Origin of the sequence: Ferrimonas sp. SCSIO 43195, assembly GCF_023716685.1 — a bacterium.
GTDB lineage: Bacteria > Pseudomonadota > Gammaproteobacteria > Enterobacterales > Shewanellaceae > Ferrimonas > Ferrimonas kyonanensis.
Genome location: NZ_CP072679.1, coordinates 2,031,629 through 2,048,831, shown reverse-complemented (window position 1 = coordinate 2,048,831; position 17,203 = coordinate 2,031,629). Strand labels below are relative to the sequence as shown.

The following is a 17,203-nucleotide window of genomic DNA, read 5'->3' as shown; positions in this document are numbered from 1 at the left end:
CCCTCGCCATACGGCAAGGGCCTCGAATCTTTTGTAAGTGTTAGATAACGCTTACGTTCTCTGCTTGAGGGCCTTTCTGACCCTGAGTCACGGTCATAGTAACCTGTTGACCTTCAACCAAAGTACGGCGTCCATTACCCTGGATAGCAGAGAAGTGCACGAACACATCCTTGCCATCTTCACGAGAGATGAAGCCAAATCCTTTTTCGTCGTTAAACCACTTAACTGTACCAGTAACTTGTTCAGACATATCTAACTCTTTCTAAATCAAACGCACAGGCAATCCGTATTACCTGCTATCGATATCAATTATACTCAGGATGTTTGGGTTTACAAACCATCTGGCGATTTTTTTATCAATTGCAGTCAATGATCGAATAGTGAACACCATTTCTTAACGAAAATTTCGTGATTTCACCTTGAAATTGTCAATCAGCTCACTTTTGTCAGTCAATTTGCCTGCCATCAGGTGCACCACCCTACCCGCTTTTTCCACCACTCCTCGGACCTGCAACAATCGAGCTGTCAGATAGGGTTGCCTCTGAGCCCGGGCAGTACCGGCCCAGACCACCACGTTGGCGTTGCCGGTCTCATCTTCAAGGGTGATAAAGGTCACGCCACTGGCGGTACCCGGTCGTTGCCGCCCCACCACCACACCGGTCAGGGTCACCAGTTGCCCATGCCGGCACTCCAGCAACTGCTCTGCCGTGCGCTGTCCACTCAACTGCCCACGCTGGCGCAACATCGCCATCGGGTGCTGTCCCAGGGTCAGCCCCAGCTGCTGGAAATCTGCCAGCATCTCCTCGGCCGCTCCTGGCGACGATAACGCCACCTCGGTAGACAACGGCTGCTCTCCGAACAGCGGCAGTTGCTCGGTCACTGCCGCCAGTTGCCAACGGGCCTGATAGCGGTGACCGCTCATGCATTTCAGGGCATCGGCACTGGCCAGGCGCTCCAGGCTGCCTCGATCCAGCTGGCTGAGAGCCACCAGTTGCTGACTGTCCTGATACCCCAGCCCTGGCCGCTGGGCCACGACCGCCTGTCCGGCGTCCTCCCCCAGGCCTTTCACCAACCGCAACCCCAGGCGTAACGCCGGTTTACCGGCAACGGATTCTAACCGATGGTCCCAATCACTGTGATTCACCGATACCGGCAGCACCTCTGCGCCATGACGCTGCAGATCCTGAACCAGTTGCGACGGGGTATAGAAGCCCATGGGCTGACTGTTGAGCAAGGCGCAGCAAAACGCCACCGGATAGTGATACTTCAGGTACGCCGACACGTACGCCAGCAGCGCAAAACTGGCGGAATGGGACTCAGGGAAGCCGTATTCACCAAAGCCGCGGATCTGGTTGAACACCTGCTGAGCAAACTCACTGCTATAGCCTCGGCTGGCCATCCCCTCCACCAGTTTTTTCTCAAACTGGTCCAACTCACCATGACGCTTCCAACTGGCCATGGCCCGCCGCAACTGATCCGCTTCCCCGCCAGAAAACCCGGCGGCCACCATCGCCAGTTTGATCACCTGCTCCTGAAAAATCGGCACCCCCAAAGTACGTTCCAGCACCTGCTGAACCGCCTCGCTGGGGTAAGACACCGGCTCCTGGCCATGACGCCGCCTCAGGTAGGGGTGAACCATGTCCCCCTGAATCGGCCCCGGACGGACAATGGCGATCTGCACCACCAAATCGTAGTAACAACGGGGGCGCAGCCTAGGCAGCATGTTGGTCTGTGCCCGCGATTCAATCTGAAACACGCCGATGCTGTCGGCACGACACAGCATGTCATACACCTGGGGCTGTTCGCGCACCACATCGTCCATGCCATAGGGCTGCCCCTGCCACTGGCTGATGAGGTCAAAGCAGCGGCGAATGGCACTGAGCATCCCCAGGGCCAGCACATCCACCTTCAGCAGCCCCAACGCTTCCAGATCATCCTTATCCCACTGGATAACGGTGCGTTCGGCCATGGCGGCGTTCTCCACCGGCACCAGTTCAGACAGCGGGCCCGAGGAGATGATAAAACCACCCACATGCTGAGACAGGTGGCGGGGAAACCCCAACAGCGTCTCCACCAAGGGAACCAGAAAAGCCGCGACACCGGCGGGAGTGTCCCGGCCCTGCATCAGCGCCTGGGTTTGCTGTTGCCAACTGCTGCTGCCATCGCGGCGATCCACGTGCTTAATCAGGTAGTCCTGATACCCTTCATCCAGTCCCAGCGCCTTGGCCACATCCCGCAGAGCGCTCTTGAAGCGATAACTGATCACCGTGGCCGCCAACGCCGCCCGCTCCCGGCCGTATTTTCTATAGATGTACTGAATCACCTCCTCGCGGCGCTGATGCTCGAAATCCACATCGATGTCCGGCGGCTCATTGCGCTCTCGGGAGATAAAGCGTTCAAACAACAGGTTCACCTGCACCGGATCCACCTCGGTGATCCCCAGGCAGTAACACACCACCGAGTTGGCGGCCGATCCCCGCCCCTGATGCAGAATCCGCTGCGCCTTGGCAAAGCGGACGATGTCGTAGATAGTCAGAAAAAAATAGTGGTAACGCAGCTCATCAATCAGCGCCAGCTCAGTCTCAATCTGCCGCTGTACTTGAGGCGGAACCCCCTGCGGGTAGCGCCGCTGAGCCCCGACGGCCACCTGCTGACGCAGGTACGCCGACGCCGTCATCCCTTGTGGTACCACCTCCGCCGGGTACTGGTAGCGCAGCTCCTCCAGCTCAAATTGACACCGTTCGGCGATCGCCATCGTGGCTGCCAGCCATTGGGGGCGAAAACGCCGGGCCAGGGCTGGCAACGATTTGATGTGTGCTTCGGCATTACCACTTAATCGCCACCCGGCCTGCGACAAGGTGCAGCCGTGGTGCACACAACTGAGAACATCCAGCAATTGCTGCCGCTCCGCACGGTGCATACGTACCCCTCCGGCACAGACCAGCGGCAATGACCAACGCCGTGACAACGACTCCACCAGTTGCAACCGGCGCTGATCCTGCGGACAAAAATGGCGCTCCAGCAACAGCCAGCAGCGATCGACAAACTCCGATTGCAGCTGCTGGCAGATGGGCGCCAGAGCCGACTCCGGCGCCTCAGCATTCACCAGCAACAACAGCAGGCATTCACTCAGACGCTCGTCGAAATCGGCCCAATGAATCTGGTAGTGTCCTTTCGGACTGCGGCGGCGGCTGCGGGTGATCAATGCCGACAGCTGGCCATAGCCTCGGCGGCTCTGGGCCAGCACCACCACCGTGGCCTCCGGCAACCGAAACTCACTGCCCACCAGCAGCCGAATCTCATGGGTTTTTGCTGCCTCCCAGGCCTTGACGATCCCCGCCAAAGAGCACTCATCAGTCAGGGCGATGGCTCGGTACCCCTGACGGGCCGCCTCCGCCACCAGCTCCTGAGGATGAGAGGCGCCGCGTAGAAAGCTGAAGTTACTCAGGCAGTGCAGCTCAGCGTAGTCCACCACTAGAACCACCCATGGATAAACCAGCCGTCGTGCTGACGAAACGCCCAGCACCAACGATGATCCCCGGTCTGAGCCAGGTAGTAATCCCGGCACACCGGCTCCCCATCCCACCAGCCTGACTCCAGCCGCTCCGGCCCCTGGTGCAACTGAAGTTGCTGTCGGGTCACCGCCTGGGGCTCGAGCAATAACCACGGCGGCCGAGGCCGCGACGCCACCGACTCACTGCCCTCCCCCAAGCCGGCCCAGCGCCAGGCCCGCTCAGGTCGAATCTCATCCACGGTGGCAATGCCCCGAACCCGCTCTGCCCCCAAGCGGGCGCTCAGTTGCGAGATCAACTGCCGCTGCGGCTGCTGACTGGCCACCAATGGCTGACCGTTTTCGCTTAACCCTTCACTCGTCAGGTTCACCGGACTCAACTGTTCACTCTGCAACAGCAACTCCGTAACCGGCTGGTACAGAGTCAGGCGCTCAAACCTCAGCTGCAGCAGCTTAAACAAGGCCTGGCGCTGACTTTCGGCAAATGCCGGACGCAGCACCACCCGGGTGGGTGGCCCCTGACGGTGACTCAGGCTCAGGCTGAATTGACCGCATGCCAACTGCCGCTGACGTAGAAATTCCGCCAGTGCCGCCACCATGCTTTGCAGGGGAAACAACAGCATCGACGCCTGCTCCGCCTCTTCCAGCAGCAACCGCTTCTGTTGAAACTGAGGCGACGGTTGGTACTCAGGGCGGGGATCCGGTAATTCTCCCTGCAATCGTGCCAGGTGCAGCAACAACTCGGCACCAAAACGGGAACCCAGCTCCGCCCGGGGCAAAGCCAGCAGTTGCCCGGCCTGCTGAATGCCCATCTGCATCAATCGCTCACCGCAATCATTTGGCAACTGCAACGCCGTCACCGGCAGTGACCGCAACAAGGCAGCGAGCCGACAAGGGTCGTCGCTGTTGCCATCCAGTCCCTGGCGAGCCAGCACCGTCGCCGCCAGCGGCGTCAGCCCCAGCCCCTGCTGATAGGGTAGCCCCAGCACTTCCAGCCCCCGGTTGATCGCTTGACGCCAGCCATCCAGGCCCTGAAACAGGCGCAGCATGCTGCTGCCTTCGAGCAGCAGTAAATCCGGCGCCACCAGCACCACCCGGCCACTGAAGCCATAGGCCCACTGAGCCAGCTCCAGCAACACCTCTTGCGAGTCCGCCAGCGGCTCCAGCAGCCACAGTGAAGGGCACAGGGCGGTGGCCGTAGCCACACTCTGATCAACGCTAACGCCCTGTGTCTGCGCCACATCGTTGCACTGACGTACCCGCCGCGGCTGGCCGCTGATCAGGGCGGCGGCCGCCGGTTCCGGGTGCGACTGCAATTGGTAGTGCAACGCCAGATCGACAAAATGCAGTCCCAGCCACAGCATCACCAGGGCCCCTGAAACAGTGTTGCCGCTGGCGGCCGCTTCGGCAGGTGCCACCCTTGCGGCTGCACACTGAGCCGCTGCTGGGGCTGACGCCAACCGCCACGCTGCTTGAGGATCTGCAGCGTCGCTCCGCCGGTTTCCAACGCCCAGCGAACCCGCAGGCTGACCGGATGACTGTCGCGCTCGGCCTCCTGAGGGAGAAATACCACCGCCACGCTGCCACTTCGTTCGGCCGCCAGTTGCAAACGCCGGGATTCACTGACTGACAATGCATCGAGCCACAACAACACCCGCCGACAACTGCCACTGGCCAACCCCTGTTCCGCAGCCCACAACTGCTCTTTGCGATCCAGATCCGTCAGACACACCACATTGGCCAGGTCGATCCCCTGCTGCATCCAAGCCGGGGCATAGGGCAGATAAGGCGGACACACCAACAACAACCATTGGCCCTCTCCCGGACACAACAAACGCTGCAACAACAGTGATTCGCCGGCCCCCGGCGTTGCCATCAATACCTCAAGCACGCCCTTGTCAGGCCAGCCCCCATGACACAGGCACCGATCCAGCGCCTCAAAACCGGTGGCGATCCCCCCCTGCTGTTGCTGCCACTGACTGGCCAGCCACAGATCGTCTCGCTGCAATAATGAATCAACGGGTTTTAGCATGATTTTCGCCACAACTGTACATATATACAGTATTAACGATTTTGCACTAAGATCCAACCACCGTGACTCGATGGCGCCCCACCTCTTTCCTTTCCTGAACAGGCACACTGAAAAGCCATCAGAAATTCAGTACACTGCAGCTTCACCTCCAGCAATCAGTACGAGACACGGACCATGAGCGACACCCCAGCCCTGAGTAAGGAGCAGCGTATCTGGCAGGTCTGCCAGTTGGTGCCGGCGGGTAAGGTGGTCAGCTATGGGCAGTTGGCGGATCTGGCCGGACTGCCCGGGCGGGCAAGGTTGGCGGGCAAAGCCCTGCGACTGACACCGGATACCCTGACACTGCCCTGGTACCGGGTCGTTAATGCCGCCGGTAAAATCTCCCTGCCGCCAGGCAGCCCCGGCTTTCAGGAGCAGCAATATCGACTCCGTGAAGAGGGCGTGATGGTCCGCAACGGCCGGGTAAAAATGTCGGAATACCAGTGGCAACCGGATCTGGCCGAGCTGTTGTGGCAACTGCCGTTTTAATCACCAAGTGGCAGGGTCGACTCATTGAGAACAGAGAACTGCTCTACACTCAACACTGTCTGTTCCGTTTCACCAAGGAGAGCCGATGCGAATCTGGCCATTAATGGCGCTGGTCCTTTCCGCCGGCGCCGCCGCCAACCCGCTGTTGCCCTACCGGGCGGATTACCAAGTCTGGCGGGGCGACTCCCAGTTAGGCAGCGGCTATTACCAATTGCAACAGCAGCAGGACGGGATCTACTCTCTGGGCTACCAAAGCAAAGTGGGTTGGCTATTTTTATCGGATACCCGTACCGAGACCAGCGAGTTCAGGGTCAATGACACCACCCTGATGCCCTGGCAATACCACATGACACGCTCAGGAACCGGTCCGGATTTCAGTGCCAGCATCAGTTTTGATTGGCAGCAACAACGCATCGAGGCCCAATACCGGGATGAACGCAAACAGCTGCCCTGGAGCCAACCCAGGTTCGATCCCCTTAGCTATCAGTTGCAGCTGCGGCTGGACGTTGCCCGAGGGGACACCGACATGCTGTACCCCATCGTCTACAAGAACAAAGAACGGGACTACCGCTATAAAGTGGTGGGTAAGGAGACACTGACGCTGCCGTTCGGCACCCTGGACACCATCAAAGTGGCCAGGGATCGTGGCGAAGGCAGCAGCCGTCAGACCTATCTGTGGCTGGCGCTGGAATACCACCATGTACTGGCCAGGCTAATCCAGTACAAAGATGGCGATGTTCAGGCGGAACTGAGGCTGGAACGGCTGACCTTCAGCGAGGCCGGGACGCCGCCACCGGCAGTCCGTCCTTAAACAGCTGCCATTCACCGGGCACCATGGTGTGCCACTGCTCATTGTGGGTCAGGGGACGAGTGGCAATCACCGACACGATGTCAGTTTCGTTGGTTTCACTGGTGAAATCGATCACCATGTCGGTATCGATCAGCTTGGCCTCGCCAAACGGAGCCTTACGGGTAATCCAGCATAAATTATTGCTGCACACCGCCAGCAGGTAGCGACCATCGGTGAGCAACATGTTGAAGACACCCAGTGTGCCCAGCGCTGTGGCCTCGTTGGCCATAAAGCGAAACGCCTGCCGCATGTCCTTAGGTTTCTCCGGAAAGCGTTGGGCCAGCCGGTCCATCAAATAGCAAAACGCCAGTTCACTGTCGGTCTTACCCACCGGATGAAACCGTTTGGGCTTCAGCTTGTCGGTGTAATTACTGAGCTGGCCATTATGGGCAAAGGTCCAGTAGCGCCCCCACAGCTCACGACAGAAAGGGTGGGTATTCTCCAACGACACCCGGCCGCGGTTGGCCTGGCGAATGTGACTGATCACCGCCTTACTCTTGATGGGGTATTCCTTGATCAGGCTGGCCACCTCAGACCGGCAGCTGGGCTGGCAATCCCGAAACGTACGGTTGCCCGGGCCATCATAAAACGTAATGCCCCAGCCATCGGTATGGGGACCGGTGACCCCGCCCCGCTCCACCAACCCGGTAAAGCTGAACACAATGTCTGTCGGTACGTTGGCACTCATGGCCAGCAACTCACACATGGATTCGTCCGTATCACTCTCTAATAGAAGAAGAATAACCACAAATTCACGCCACTGCACCCAAAGCGGCTACAAACGCTCAAACTGTCGCCACCCCATAATCCACGGCCCTTAGCACAGATTCCCCAACACGGTTTTACAGCAAAGTGAATATTTATGGATAAATAAACCTTGAAGATATTTAAACGAGCGTTTACTTTTATGTGACAGAGGTCAGACCAGACCGTATACTGTGACAGAGAGCAAACCTGTCTGAGGGTTTCTCAGGCGGGTGACACAAGGAGAATTAACGTGACTACCCTAGTTTGGAGCATTGCCTCTATTGTGGTTTTAGGGGGGCTCATCTATAAACGTGCCTCGCTGACCCTATTCACCCTGGCAGCCGCCGCTGCCCTCGGTATCGGTACCGGGCTCGGTATCGTTGGTACCCTGACCTGGCTTATCTTTGCCATCCTGTTTATCCCATTCAACGTCACCTCGCTGCGTCGCTCCCTGCTGACCCAGCCGGCCCTGAAAGCGTTCCGCTCAGTGATGCCGGAGATGTCGCAAACGGAGAAGGATGCCATTGAAGCCGGTACCATTTGGTGGGATGCAGACCTGTTCTCAGGCGCTCCAGACTGGAAAAAGATGCACAGAATCCCGGTGGCCCGTCTGACCGCTGAAGAGCAGGCGTTCCTCGACGGTCCGGTGGAAGAGGTCTCACGCATGGTGAACGCCTTCCAGGTGTCCCACCAGGATGCGGATCTGCCGGAAGAGGTATGGCAGTACCTGAAGGACAACAAGTTCTTCGCCATGATCATTAAGAAGAAGTACGGTGGTCTGGAATTCAGCCCCTACGCCCAGTCTCAGGTTCTGCAGAAACTGGCCGGTGTCGATTCCGTGCTGGCCTCCACCGTGGGGGTGCCTAACTCTCTGGGTCCTGGTGAGCTGTTGCAGCACTATGGTACCGAAGCACAGAAAGACCACTACCTGCCCCGCCTGGCCGTTGGCCAGGAAGTGCCCTGTTTTGCCCTGACCAGCCCGGAAGCGGGTTCCGATGCCGGCTCGATTCCAGACTACGGTGTGGTCTGTAAAGGCCAGTGGGAAGGCAAAGAGGTTCTGGGCATGAAGGTGACCTGGAACAAGCGCTACATCACCCTGGCGCCTGTGGCCACCGTATTGGGTCTGGCATTTAAACTGCGCGATCCTGACCACCTGCTTGGTGACGAGGAAGAGATCGGCATTACCTGTGCCCTGGTGCCTACCGACATGGAAGGCGTCATCATTGGTCGTCGCCACTTCCCACTGAACACCATGTTCCAGAATGGTCCAACTCAGGGCACCGACGTGTTTATGCCGCTGGACTTCATCATCGGTGGCACCGAGATGGCCGGTAAAGGCTGGCGTATGCTGGTGGAATGTCTGTCGGTCGGACGCGGCATCACCCTGCCCTCCAACTCCGCCGGTGGCATCAAGACCGTTGCCGCGGCAACCGGTTCCTACTCCCGCATTCGTCGCCAGTTCAAGACTCCCATCGGTAAGATGGAAGGCATTGAAGAGCCAATGGCCCGCATCGGCGGTAACGCCTACCTGATGGAGGCGGTCAACGCCATGACCACCACCGCGTTGGGCCTGGGCGAGAAACCATCGGTGATCTCCGCCATCGTTAAGATGCACCTCACCGATCGCATGCAGAAGTGCATCATCGACGCCATGGACATCCACGGCGGTAAAGGGGTGTGTCTGGGTCCAGATAACTACCTGGGACGAGGCTATCAAGGTGCGCCCATCGCCATTACCGTGGAGGGGGCCAACATTCTGACCCGTTCTCTGGTGATTTACGGTCAGGGTGCCATTCGCTGCCACCCGTATGTACTGAAAGAGATGGAAGCCGCCTTCGATAAAGATCAGGAGCGCAGCCTCAACGAGTTTGACGGTGCCGTTTGGGGTCACGTCGGCTTTGTTTTCACCAACTTCGTCCGTAGCTTCTGGCTGGGCCTGACCGGCAGTCGCTTCTCCAGTGCGCCTTACTCCGATACCACCAAGCGCTACTACCAGCACATGAACCGCTTCAGTGCTAACCTGGCTCTGTTGTCGGATCTGGCCATGGCCCTGCTGGGCGGCAACCTGAAGCGGAAAGAGCGTGTCTCTGCCCGCCTGGGTGATCTGCTTAGCCAGCTGTACCTGGCCTCGGCCACCCTTAAGCGCTTCGAAGACGACGGTCGCCAGACCGACGACATCCCGCTGATGCAGTGGGCGGTCGAAGACAGCCTGCACAAGTTGCAACTGTCTCTGGATGAACTGCTGGACAACTTCCCCGCCTTTGGCGGCCTGCTGAAGTTCATCATGTTCCCGTTTGGTAAGCCGCTGAAGCGTCCGTCTGACAAGCTGGATCATAAGATCGCCAAGATCCTGCAAACGCCGTGTGCCGCTCGCGACCGCCTGATTGCCGGTCAATGGTTGGAAGCGCACCCGAACAACCCGATTGGTCGTCAGGAGCAGACTCTGCGCAACATCCTGGCCGCCGAACCGCTGTTCGACAAGGTGTGCAAGGCCGCCGGTACCCGTCTGCCGTTCTGGAAGCTGCATGAAGTGGCTGACAAAGGCCTTGAGCTGAATGTATTGACCGAAGAGGAAGCGCAACTGCTGCGTGATGCCGAAACCGGTCGACTGGAAACCATCAACGTGTCTGATTTCGACCCTGAAGAGCTGAAAGCTCAGAAGGTCGATCATCAACCGGCCAGTCCAGTCCAGGCAGCCTAAATCCCCTCGGTTGCCTGACCCCAAACCCCGGCCTGGTGCCGGGGTTTTTTATCTCTGTTCGGGCCGAACTTGGGTCGGTGTGGCTTGGCGCTTTCCTGTATGACTCGCCTTCGCCATAAACTTCGGCAGTGGCGGGCTCAGGCTCTCAATGCCGTCAACGGAAAGCACCAGGCAAAAAAAAGGCGACCCCATGGTCGCCAGATTTCTCTTTCAGGCCCAGATCAACGTTCCATGCGAATCACCACCCGCCGGTTTTGAGCTCGGCCGCGGCTGCTGACGTTGGTGGCAATATGGCGCTTTTCACCATGGCCCTGGCTGACGATGCGATCGTCGTCGATGCCGGCATCAACAAAAAACTGGCGCAACTTATCCGCCTGCTCGTTACTGATGGCCATATTGGTGTCTTCGGAGCCGAAGCTGTCGGTATAGGCGTCGATCAGCACCAACTCCAGGGTTGGATCGTAGGCCAAAAATTCGCGGATTCGACTCAGCTTGCGGCGGGAATCTGAAGTCAGGTTGCCATTTTTATCACGGAAGTTCAGTACCGTGTAGGCGATGTCCTCAAAGCTATACGGCAGCAGACTGTCGATGCAGGAGACAAACTCAAAATAACTGTTCTGGAAATTGGCCGAGTTCAGCGACACCGCCACCTGATCAAAGGGGTTATACCAATCCTGGTAGAAAAACGTCGGTTGCATCCCCTGCTCCAGCTCAGTCAGCATCACCCAGGCGGCCTGCTTAGGCACCTCGGCGTCATACTGGGCCTGGTAGGTTACCGAGACGATGTCCCTAGCCGGCACACCGGGGCGCCAGGAGGGTGCCACCGAACGCAAGCTGGCTCGGGTTGCCCGCTCCGGCTTACGCTTCATCTGCAACACAAATCCCAGGTCGGTAGAACGACCGGCCTTGCTGTTAAAGACGGCGGTACCAAAATTGGGGATGGTGTGCTTCAGGGTGCACTGCAATGGGTTAGAGGTCGCCAGACTCCAGTGAGATTGCTCAATGGACGCCACGTAGTTCCTCACTCCCGCGTAAGCGGAGCAAGAAAGCAAAGCTGAAATGATGGCAACGCCTCTTTTTAACTGCATCCACATGTCCTGAACTGTCTCGTCTACACCCTGTATCGGCCGACCCTAAATAAGCTTTAGGCTATTCTGCAACCACTTAAAGCTTTTGCATTATCGCTGAGCTTTGCGATAATTGCGCCCCCAAAATGACTCAAAGCTAGCGGCATGACCACAACCAATCCAGAAAACTTACTTGTAAACCGTTTCCGAGGCTATTTCCCGGTGGTCATCGATATTGAAACCGCCGGTTTCAATGCTCAGACCGATGCGGTACTCGAAATTGCGGCTGTGATGCTGGAAATGGATGCCGATGGCTGGTTAAAGCCGGCTCAGAGCCTGCAGTTCAACATCGAACCCTTTGAGGGCGCAAATCTCGAACCCGCGGCGCTGGAGTTTAATGGCATCGACCCCCACAATCCACTGCGCGGTGCCGTTTCCGAGAGAGAGGCCCTGCACGAGATCTTCAAAGCGGTCCGCAAGGCCCAGAAAAATGCCGGTTGCCACCGCTCTATCGTTGTGGCGCATAACGCCGCCTTCGACAACGGCTTTCTGAACGCCGCCATTAATCGCTGCGGCATCAAGCGTGTGCCCTTCCACCCCTTTGCCACCTTCGACACCGCCTCCCTGTCGGGCCTGGCTTTGGGGCAAACCGTACTGGCAAAAGCCTGCCGCACTGCCGGAGTCGAATTCGACAACAAACAGGCCCATTCCGCCCTGTACGACACCGAACGTACCGCTGAACTGTTTTGCCACATCGTTAACAAATGGAAGTCCCTGGGCGGCTGGCAGGTGCCCGAGGAAAACGTAAAACAAACCGAACGCACTGATTCAAATCAAGAATAACTAATATAAGGGCGTCAGCAATGGCGCCCGATACCCCATTCGTGATCACGATCACACTTTGTGGCGCCACTTATGACTTCAAATTAGTGAGACTTGTAACCTTTTGAGCAAAAAACGGTTACAATATAGCCGTGTAAGGGAAGTCAAAGCAGCAGTTACCCCATGAGTGCCACACTATTATTAGAAGCCCACAGAGGCCTGAATGAAGCACTCCGTCAGCTCGCCTTAGGCTGTGGAGTGAAAAAGACCTTATATAATCTGATTGACTTGGCAGAAGCCATCATGCCTCAGATTCGGGTCTCTATCCTCAGCTACGATCCTGGCGAACAGACACTGATCACGCTCGCCGCCCCCAACCTTCCGGAAGAGTACAACCAGGCCATCGACGGCATCCGCATTGGCCCACAGGTTGGCAGTTGTGGCAAAGCCGCCTTCTATAAAGAGCCGGTGTACAGCGACGACGTCAATCAAGACCCGAACTGGCAGCCCTTTTTACCCCTGGCCAGGATGGCCAGAGTACAGGCCTGTTGGTCAGTACCCATCCTCTCCAGCCGGGGCAACCTGCTTGGAACCTTTGCGTTTTATCACGATCAACCCAAATCCGCTTCCGAATGTGACATTGAGTTTATGACCCTGATGTCCTCGGTAGCATCGGTGGCCATCGAAAAAGATGAAATCGAACGCGAACTCTATTACGCCGCCACTCACGATGCCCTTACCGGCGTCGCCAATCGGCACCAGTTCTGCTGTCAACTGGATAACTTGCTGGCTGCGGCTAAGCGGCACCAGACCCCGTTGGCGCTGTATTACATCGACATCAATAACTTCAAAAAACTGAACGATAACTTCGGCCACAGCTTTGGGGATAAGGTGCTGATTAAAGTGGCCACGGCACTGAAATCGCTCTGCCGTGACATGGACGTGGTAGGCCGCTTAGGCGGCGACGAGTTTGTACTAATGTGCCCTCTGAAACACAAAACCGACGCCGACACCATTCACACCCGCCTGCTGTTTGCCTTGCAGCAAAACCTGCAGATTGAGCAGGTCGATGTGGTGGCCAGCATTGGCCGGGCGCTGTGGTTCAGTGACAACCCACTGCCGGCGGAGCAATTGATCGCCGATGCCGATCAGGCCATGTATCGCAATAAGCTCAACTTCAAATAACAACGGGCGCCAACGCGCCCGTCATGGATTCACTCAATGCCCTACAGCTGGTCGGCATTGTCCGCCAGGAAGCGGGCGACGCCATCCGGAGAGGCGTCCATCCCCTGCTTGCCTTGTTCCCACTGAGCCGGGCACACCTCACCATGGGTTTCATGGAACTGCAGTGCATCCACCATTCTGAGCATCTCATCGATGTTCCGCCCCAGGGGCAGATCATTGACCACCTGATGGCGCACCAGCCCTTGGCTGTCAATCAGGAATGAACCTCTAAATGCCACCCCAGCCTCTGGGTGCTCAACGTCATAGGCACGGCATATGTCGTGCTTTACATCCGCCACTAACGGGTATTTCACCGGACCGATGCCGCCGTCTTCGATGGCGGTGTTACGCCAGGCGTTATGGCTGAACTGGGAATCGATGGAAACGCCTATCACTGCCACGCCCCGCTTTTTAAACTCCTCAAAACGGTGATCAAAAGCGATCAACTCCGACGGGCACACAAAGGTGAAATCCAGGGGGTAGAAGAACACCACCGCCGCTTGACCCGCGATGGCCTGACTTAACGTAAAGTCCTCGACAATCTCGCCATTGCCTAGCACGGCAGCCGCGGTAAAGTCCGGGGCCGGACGACCTACTAATACACTCATGCGTGACTCTCCATGTGGGTGAGGTATGCTAAACCACCCTGGGGGCGATTTAGAGGAATGCTGCGATTATTATGCCCGGTCATCTCTCAGCTTGCCAAGTCACCCTGGTAGTGACATCAATCAGATAAAGCCTAAGTTAATCCGGATATGTATCACATATTCACAGTTGGCCAGCACATTTGTCTGGACTCTTGTTCGCAGTCACTGAAAATGGTTCACTCGCCCAAAATTTAGCAATCAACAAAATAGGTAATTATAAAAATGAATGCCGTTGTCATCGCGGTGCTCCTGGTGCTGGTATTAAGCCTTGCCAGGGTCAACGTGATCATCGCACTGACCGTCAGTGCTCTCGTTGCCGGACTCATGGGCAACATGGATCTGGCCTCGACCATCGATGCCTTTAACGCCGGCCTCGGCGGCGGTGCCACCATCGCCCTCGGCTATGCCCTGCTGGGCGCCTTTGCCGTCGCCCTGTCTCATACCGGCATTCCTGACAGCCTGTCCCGCGCCATTGTCGGTCGCCTCGGCGGCAACCCGGATTCCAGCGCCGTCACCGGTGTCAAATACTCGCTGCTGGTGGCCATTCTGCTGATGGCAGTGGCATCGCAAAATGCGGTTCCCATCCACATCGCCTTTATTCCAATTCTGATCCCACCGCTGCTGGGAGTCTTTAACAAACTGAAGCTGGACCGACGCCTGATTGCCTGTGTCATCACCTTTGGCCTGGTCACCACCTACATGGTGCTGCCGGTGGGCTTTGGCGGCATCTTCCTCAAAGACATCCTGATGGCCAACCTGGTGAGTAATGGCCTCAAGATGCAGGCCAGCGACCTGATGGGTGCCATGAGCATTCCAGCACTGGGTATGGTCTTTGGCCTGTTGACCGCAATTTTTTTCAGCTACCGCAAACCAAGAGAATACGCCGATCAGGAGCTGGACGGCAGTGCCCATGTTGAGCACCAGCCCGTTAGCGGTCAGCGCATCGCCATCGTCGTCCTGGCCATCGCCTCGACGCTGGGCATTCAGCTGTACACCGATTCGATGATCTTCGGTGCCTTGGCGGGCTTCGTGGTATTGAATCTGGGCGGCATGGACAAGGGGATCAGCAGCCACGACGTGTTCACCCAAGGGGTTCGCATGATGGCCACCGTGGGCTTTATTATGATCGCTGCTGCGGGGTTTGCCGAAGTGATCAAAGCCACCGGTGAAGTGCCAGCACTGGTGGACTCGGTTCGCAATCTTATTGGCGATAACAAAGCCATGGCGGCCTTCCTGATGCTGCTGGTGGGGCTGTTCATCACCATGGGCATCGGCTCCTCGTTCTCCACCATTCCGATCATCGCCGCCATCTACGTGCCATTGGCTATGGGCTTTGGCTTCTCAGTGGCCGCCACCATCGCTCTGGTGGGGACCGCCGCCGCCCTGGGTGACGCCGGGTCTCCGGCGTCCGACTCCACCCTGGGTCCCACCGCCGGTCTCAATGCCGACGGTCAGCACGATCACATCTGGGACTCGGTCGTCCCGACATTTCTGCACTACAACCTGCCACTGCTGGCATCCGGTTGGGTTGCAGCCATGGTGCTGTAAGCATTCAAACAGCAAAAAGGGCGCCCTTAGGCGCCCTTTTTTATACCCTGAAACGTGGCGTTACTCTGCCTCGTCCTGCTTATACTTCGCCGCAGTTTCGGCGATTAAGGGTTGCAGCTCACCTTTCTGAGCCATCTCCATGATGATGTCGCAACCGCCGATCAGCTCGCCCTCGACCCACAGCTGCGGGAAGGTCGGCCAGTTGGCGTATTTTGGAAGTTCGGTACGAATATCAGGGTTTTGCAGGATATCAACGTAGGCGAAGGCCTCTCCGCAGTTAACCAGAACCTGAGAAGCCTGAGCGGAAAAACCGCAGCTGGGCAGCTTGGGAGACCCTTTCATATACAGGATGATTGGGTTTTCGGCGATTTGGGATTTAATCTTATCTAGGGTTTCCATGGTTACCACGTTTGGTAGTGATCTTGATCCTCATTCTATTAAAAGTGCAACGAAACCCCAATGTATTTTTTCGATGGCCCCGGTCAGTTCAATCAATTGATAACATGATGCACATCACAGGTTAAGCGAGTACAATGACCGGCATACGGAACAAAAACCAACAGCTAAACAGCTAAATGGAGAACGCAAATGGCATTCGAACTACCTGCCCTTCCTTACGCTAAGGACGCGCTAGAACCTCACATTTCTGCCGAAACCCTGGATTTTCACCACGGTAAGCACCACAACACCTACGTGGTCAAGCTGAACGGCCTGATTGAAGGTACCGAGTTTGCCGGTAAGTCTCTGGAAGAAATTGTAAAATCTTCCTCTGGTGGCGTATTCAACAACGCCGCCCAGATCTGGAACCACACCTTCTACTGGCACTGTCTGGCCCCCAACGCCGGCGGTGCGGCTACCGGTGCCATCGCCGATGCCATTAACGCCAACTTTGGCTCTTTCGAAGAGTTCCAGGCCAAGTTTACCGATTCCGCCATCAACAACTTCGGTTCCAGCTGGACCTGGTTGGTGAAAAATGCCGACGGCAGCCTGGCCATCGTCAACACCAGCAATGCGGCCACTCCGCTGACCGACGACGGCGTTACCCCGCTGCTGACCGTCGATCTGTGGGAGCACGCCTACTACATCGACTACCGCAACGTACGTCCAGACTACATGAAAGGTTTCTGGGCCCTGGTAAACTGGGACTTTGTGAACCAGAACTTCGGTGCCTGAACCGTCGACCTCTGATCAAAAAAGGGAGCCAGATGGCTCCCTTTTTTTGTTGGCGAACGTTCAATGATTCACGTCGCCTCCCGCCGTCAACGACGCCCACCCCGGCCACTCTCCATACTGATTGAAAAAGGCTTCAGGGTCATCCGGTACCCAACTGGGACGGACATGATGTTGATGGTAGCTTTGCCACTGCTCACGGGAGTGGATGCCACACCATTTGGCGTAAGTGGCGATCATCTCCAGCGAGATGTGTTCGACAGTTGCTTGGGTCATCGTGGTACTTCCTATGTCACCAACCACTTCAACTCTACCAAAGCAACCCTCTGAAATGTAGGTGTTTATCGTTACACTTA

16 protein-coding genes are annotated in these 17,203 nt (G+C 57.2%); 7 read left to right on the top strand and 9 right to left on the bottom strand.

The features are described from left to right. Positions 1-40: 40 nt before the first annotated feature. The 4 genes from J8Z22_RS09705 to imuA all read right to left on the bottom strand — a co-directional run bounded on the left by J8Z22_RS09705 (position 41) and on the right by imuA (position 5,543). Positions 41-250, bottom strand: coding sequence for a cold-shock protein (locus J8Z22_RS09705; RefSeq protein WP_028112390.1), 210 nt, complete (start codon positions 248-250; stop codon positions 41-43). 144 nt (positions 251-394) lie between these two features. Further along, the gene (locus J8Z22_RS09700) at positions 395-3,472 is read right to left on the bottom strand and encodes an error-prone DNA polymerase (RefSeq protein WP_252010467.1); all 3,078 of its coding nucleotides are present in this window, start codon (positions 3,470-3,472) and stop codon (positions 395-397) included. A 2-nt stretch (positions 3,473-3,474) separates the two neighbouring features. Next, entirely contained in the window at positions 3,475-4,878 is a 1,404-nt protein-coding gene (locus tag J8Z22_RS09695) for a DNA polymerase Y family protein (RefSeq protein WP_252010204.1), read from the bottom strand. Continuing rightward, positions 4,875-5,543, bottom strand: a complete 669-nt coding sequence (gene imuA / locus J8Z22_RS09690; RefSeq protein WP_252010203.1) for a translesion DNA synthesis-associated protein ImuA — start codon at positions 5,541-5,543, stop codon at positions 4,875-4,877. The genes J8Z22_RS09695 and imuA overlap by 4 nt, the downstream gene beginning before the upstream one ends. 174 nt (positions 5,544-5,717) lie before the next feature. Between imuA and J8Z22_RS09685 the strand changes: the two genes are divergently transcribed. Then, on the top strand, positions 5,718-6,071 hold the full coding sequence (locus J8Z22_RS09685) for an MGMT family protein (RefSeq protein WP_252010202.1): 354 nt from the start codon (positions 5,718-5,720) through the stop codon (positions 6,069-6,071). 85 nt (positions 6,072-6,156) lie between these two features. Next, positions 6,157-6,882 (top strand): DUF3108 domain-containing protein, encoded by a 726-nt coding sequence (locus J8Z22_RS09680; RefSeq protein ID WP_084144363.1) that lies wholly within the window; start codon positions 6,157-6,159, stop codon positions 6,880-6,882. On the opposite strand, the gene J8Z22_RS09675 is transcribed toward J8Z22_RS09680, so the two are convergent. Continuing rightward, positions 6,842-7,627, bottom strand: a complete 786-nt coding sequence (locus J8Z22_RS09675) for a class II glutamine amidotransferase (RefSeq protein WP_252010201.1) — start codon at positions 7,625-7,627, stop codon at positions 6,842-6,844. The two genes, J8Z22_RS09680 and J8Z22_RS09675, sit on opposite strands and share 41 nt — an antisense overlap. 291 nt (positions 7,628-7,918) lie before the next feature. On the opposite strand from J8Z22_RS09675, the gene fadE reads away from it, so the two are divergent. Then, the gene (gene fadE, locus J8Z22_RS09670; RefSeq protein WP_028112385.1) at positions 7,919-10,369 is read left to right on the top strand and encodes an acyl-CoA dehydrogenase FadE; all 2,451 of its coding nucleotides are present in this window, start codon (positions 7,919-7,921) and stop codon (positions 10,367-10,369) included. Between the two features lie 221 nt (positions 10,370-10,590). Here fadE and J8Z22_RS09665 read toward each other — a convergent pair whose 3' ends face one another. Beyond that, a complete protein-coding gene (locus J8Z22_RS09665) occupies positions 10,591-11,382 on the bottom strand; it encodes an OmpA family protein (RefSeq protein WP_245595569.1) in 792 nt (263 codons plus the stop codon). Positions 11,383-11,601: 219 nt separating this feature from the next. On the opposite strand from J8Z22_RS09665, the gene rnt reads away from it, so the two are divergent. Both rnt and J8Z22_RS09655 read left to right on the top strand, forming a co-directional pair. Beyond that, positions 11,602-12,279 (top strand): ribonuclease T, encoded by a 678-nt coding sequence (gene rnt, locus J8Z22_RS09660; RefSeq protein WP_028112383.1) that lies wholly within the window; start codon positions 11,602-11,604, stop codon positions 12,277-12,279. A 237-nt stretch (positions 12,280-12,516) separates the two neighbouring features. Further along, a complete protein-coding gene (locus J8Z22_RS09655; RefSeq protein ID WP_252010200.1) occupies positions 12,517-13,443 on the top strand; it encodes a diguanylate cyclase domain-containing protein in 927 nt (308 codons plus the stop codon). Between the two features lie 41 nt (positions 13,444-13,484). Here the strand turns inward: J8Z22_RS09655 and J8Z22_RS09650 are convergent, their stop codons facing one another. After that, positions 13,485-14,090 (bottom strand): peroxiredoxin C, encoded by a 606-nt coding sequence (locus J8Z22_RS09650; protein ID WP_028112381.1) that lies wholly within the window; start codon positions 14,088-14,090, stop codon positions 13,485-13,487. A gap of 261 nt (positions 14,091-14,351) precedes the next feature. Here J8Z22_RS09650 and J8Z22_RS09645 point away from each other — a divergent pair, with 261 nt between their 5' ends. Then, entirely contained in the window at positions 14,352-15,677 is a 1,326-nt protein-coding gene (locus J8Z22_RS09645; protein WP_028112380.1) for a Na+/H+ antiporter family protein, read from the top strand. A gap of 60 nt (positions 15,678-15,737) precedes the next feature. Here the strand turns inward: J8Z22_RS09645 and J8Z22_RS09640 are convergent, their stop codons facing one another. Further along, positions 15,738-16,076 (bottom strand): Grx4 family monothiol glutaredoxin, encoded by a 339-nt coding sequence (locus J8Z22_RS09640; RefSeq protein ID WP_028112379.1) that lies wholly within the window; start codon positions 16,074-16,076, stop codon positions 15,738-15,740. Positions 16,077-16,265: 189 nt separating this feature from the next. Between J8Z22_RS09640 and sodB the strand changes: the two genes are divergently transcribed. Continuing rightward, positions 16,266-16,850 (top strand): superoxide dismutase [Fe], encoded by a 585-nt coding sequence (gene sodB, locus J8Z22_RS09635; RefSeq protein ID WP_028112378.1) that lies wholly within the window; start codon positions 16,266-16,268, stop codon positions 16,848-16,850. Between the two features lie 60 nt (positions 16,851-16,910). Here sodB and J8Z22_RS09630 read toward each other — a convergent pair whose 3' ends face one another. Further along, positions 16,911-17,123, bottom strand: coding sequence for a hypothetical protein (locus J8Z22_RS09630; protein ID WP_028112377.1), 213 nt, complete (start codon positions 17,121-17,123; stop codon positions 16,911-16,913). Between the last annotated feature and the right edge of the window lie 80 nt (positions 17,124-17,203).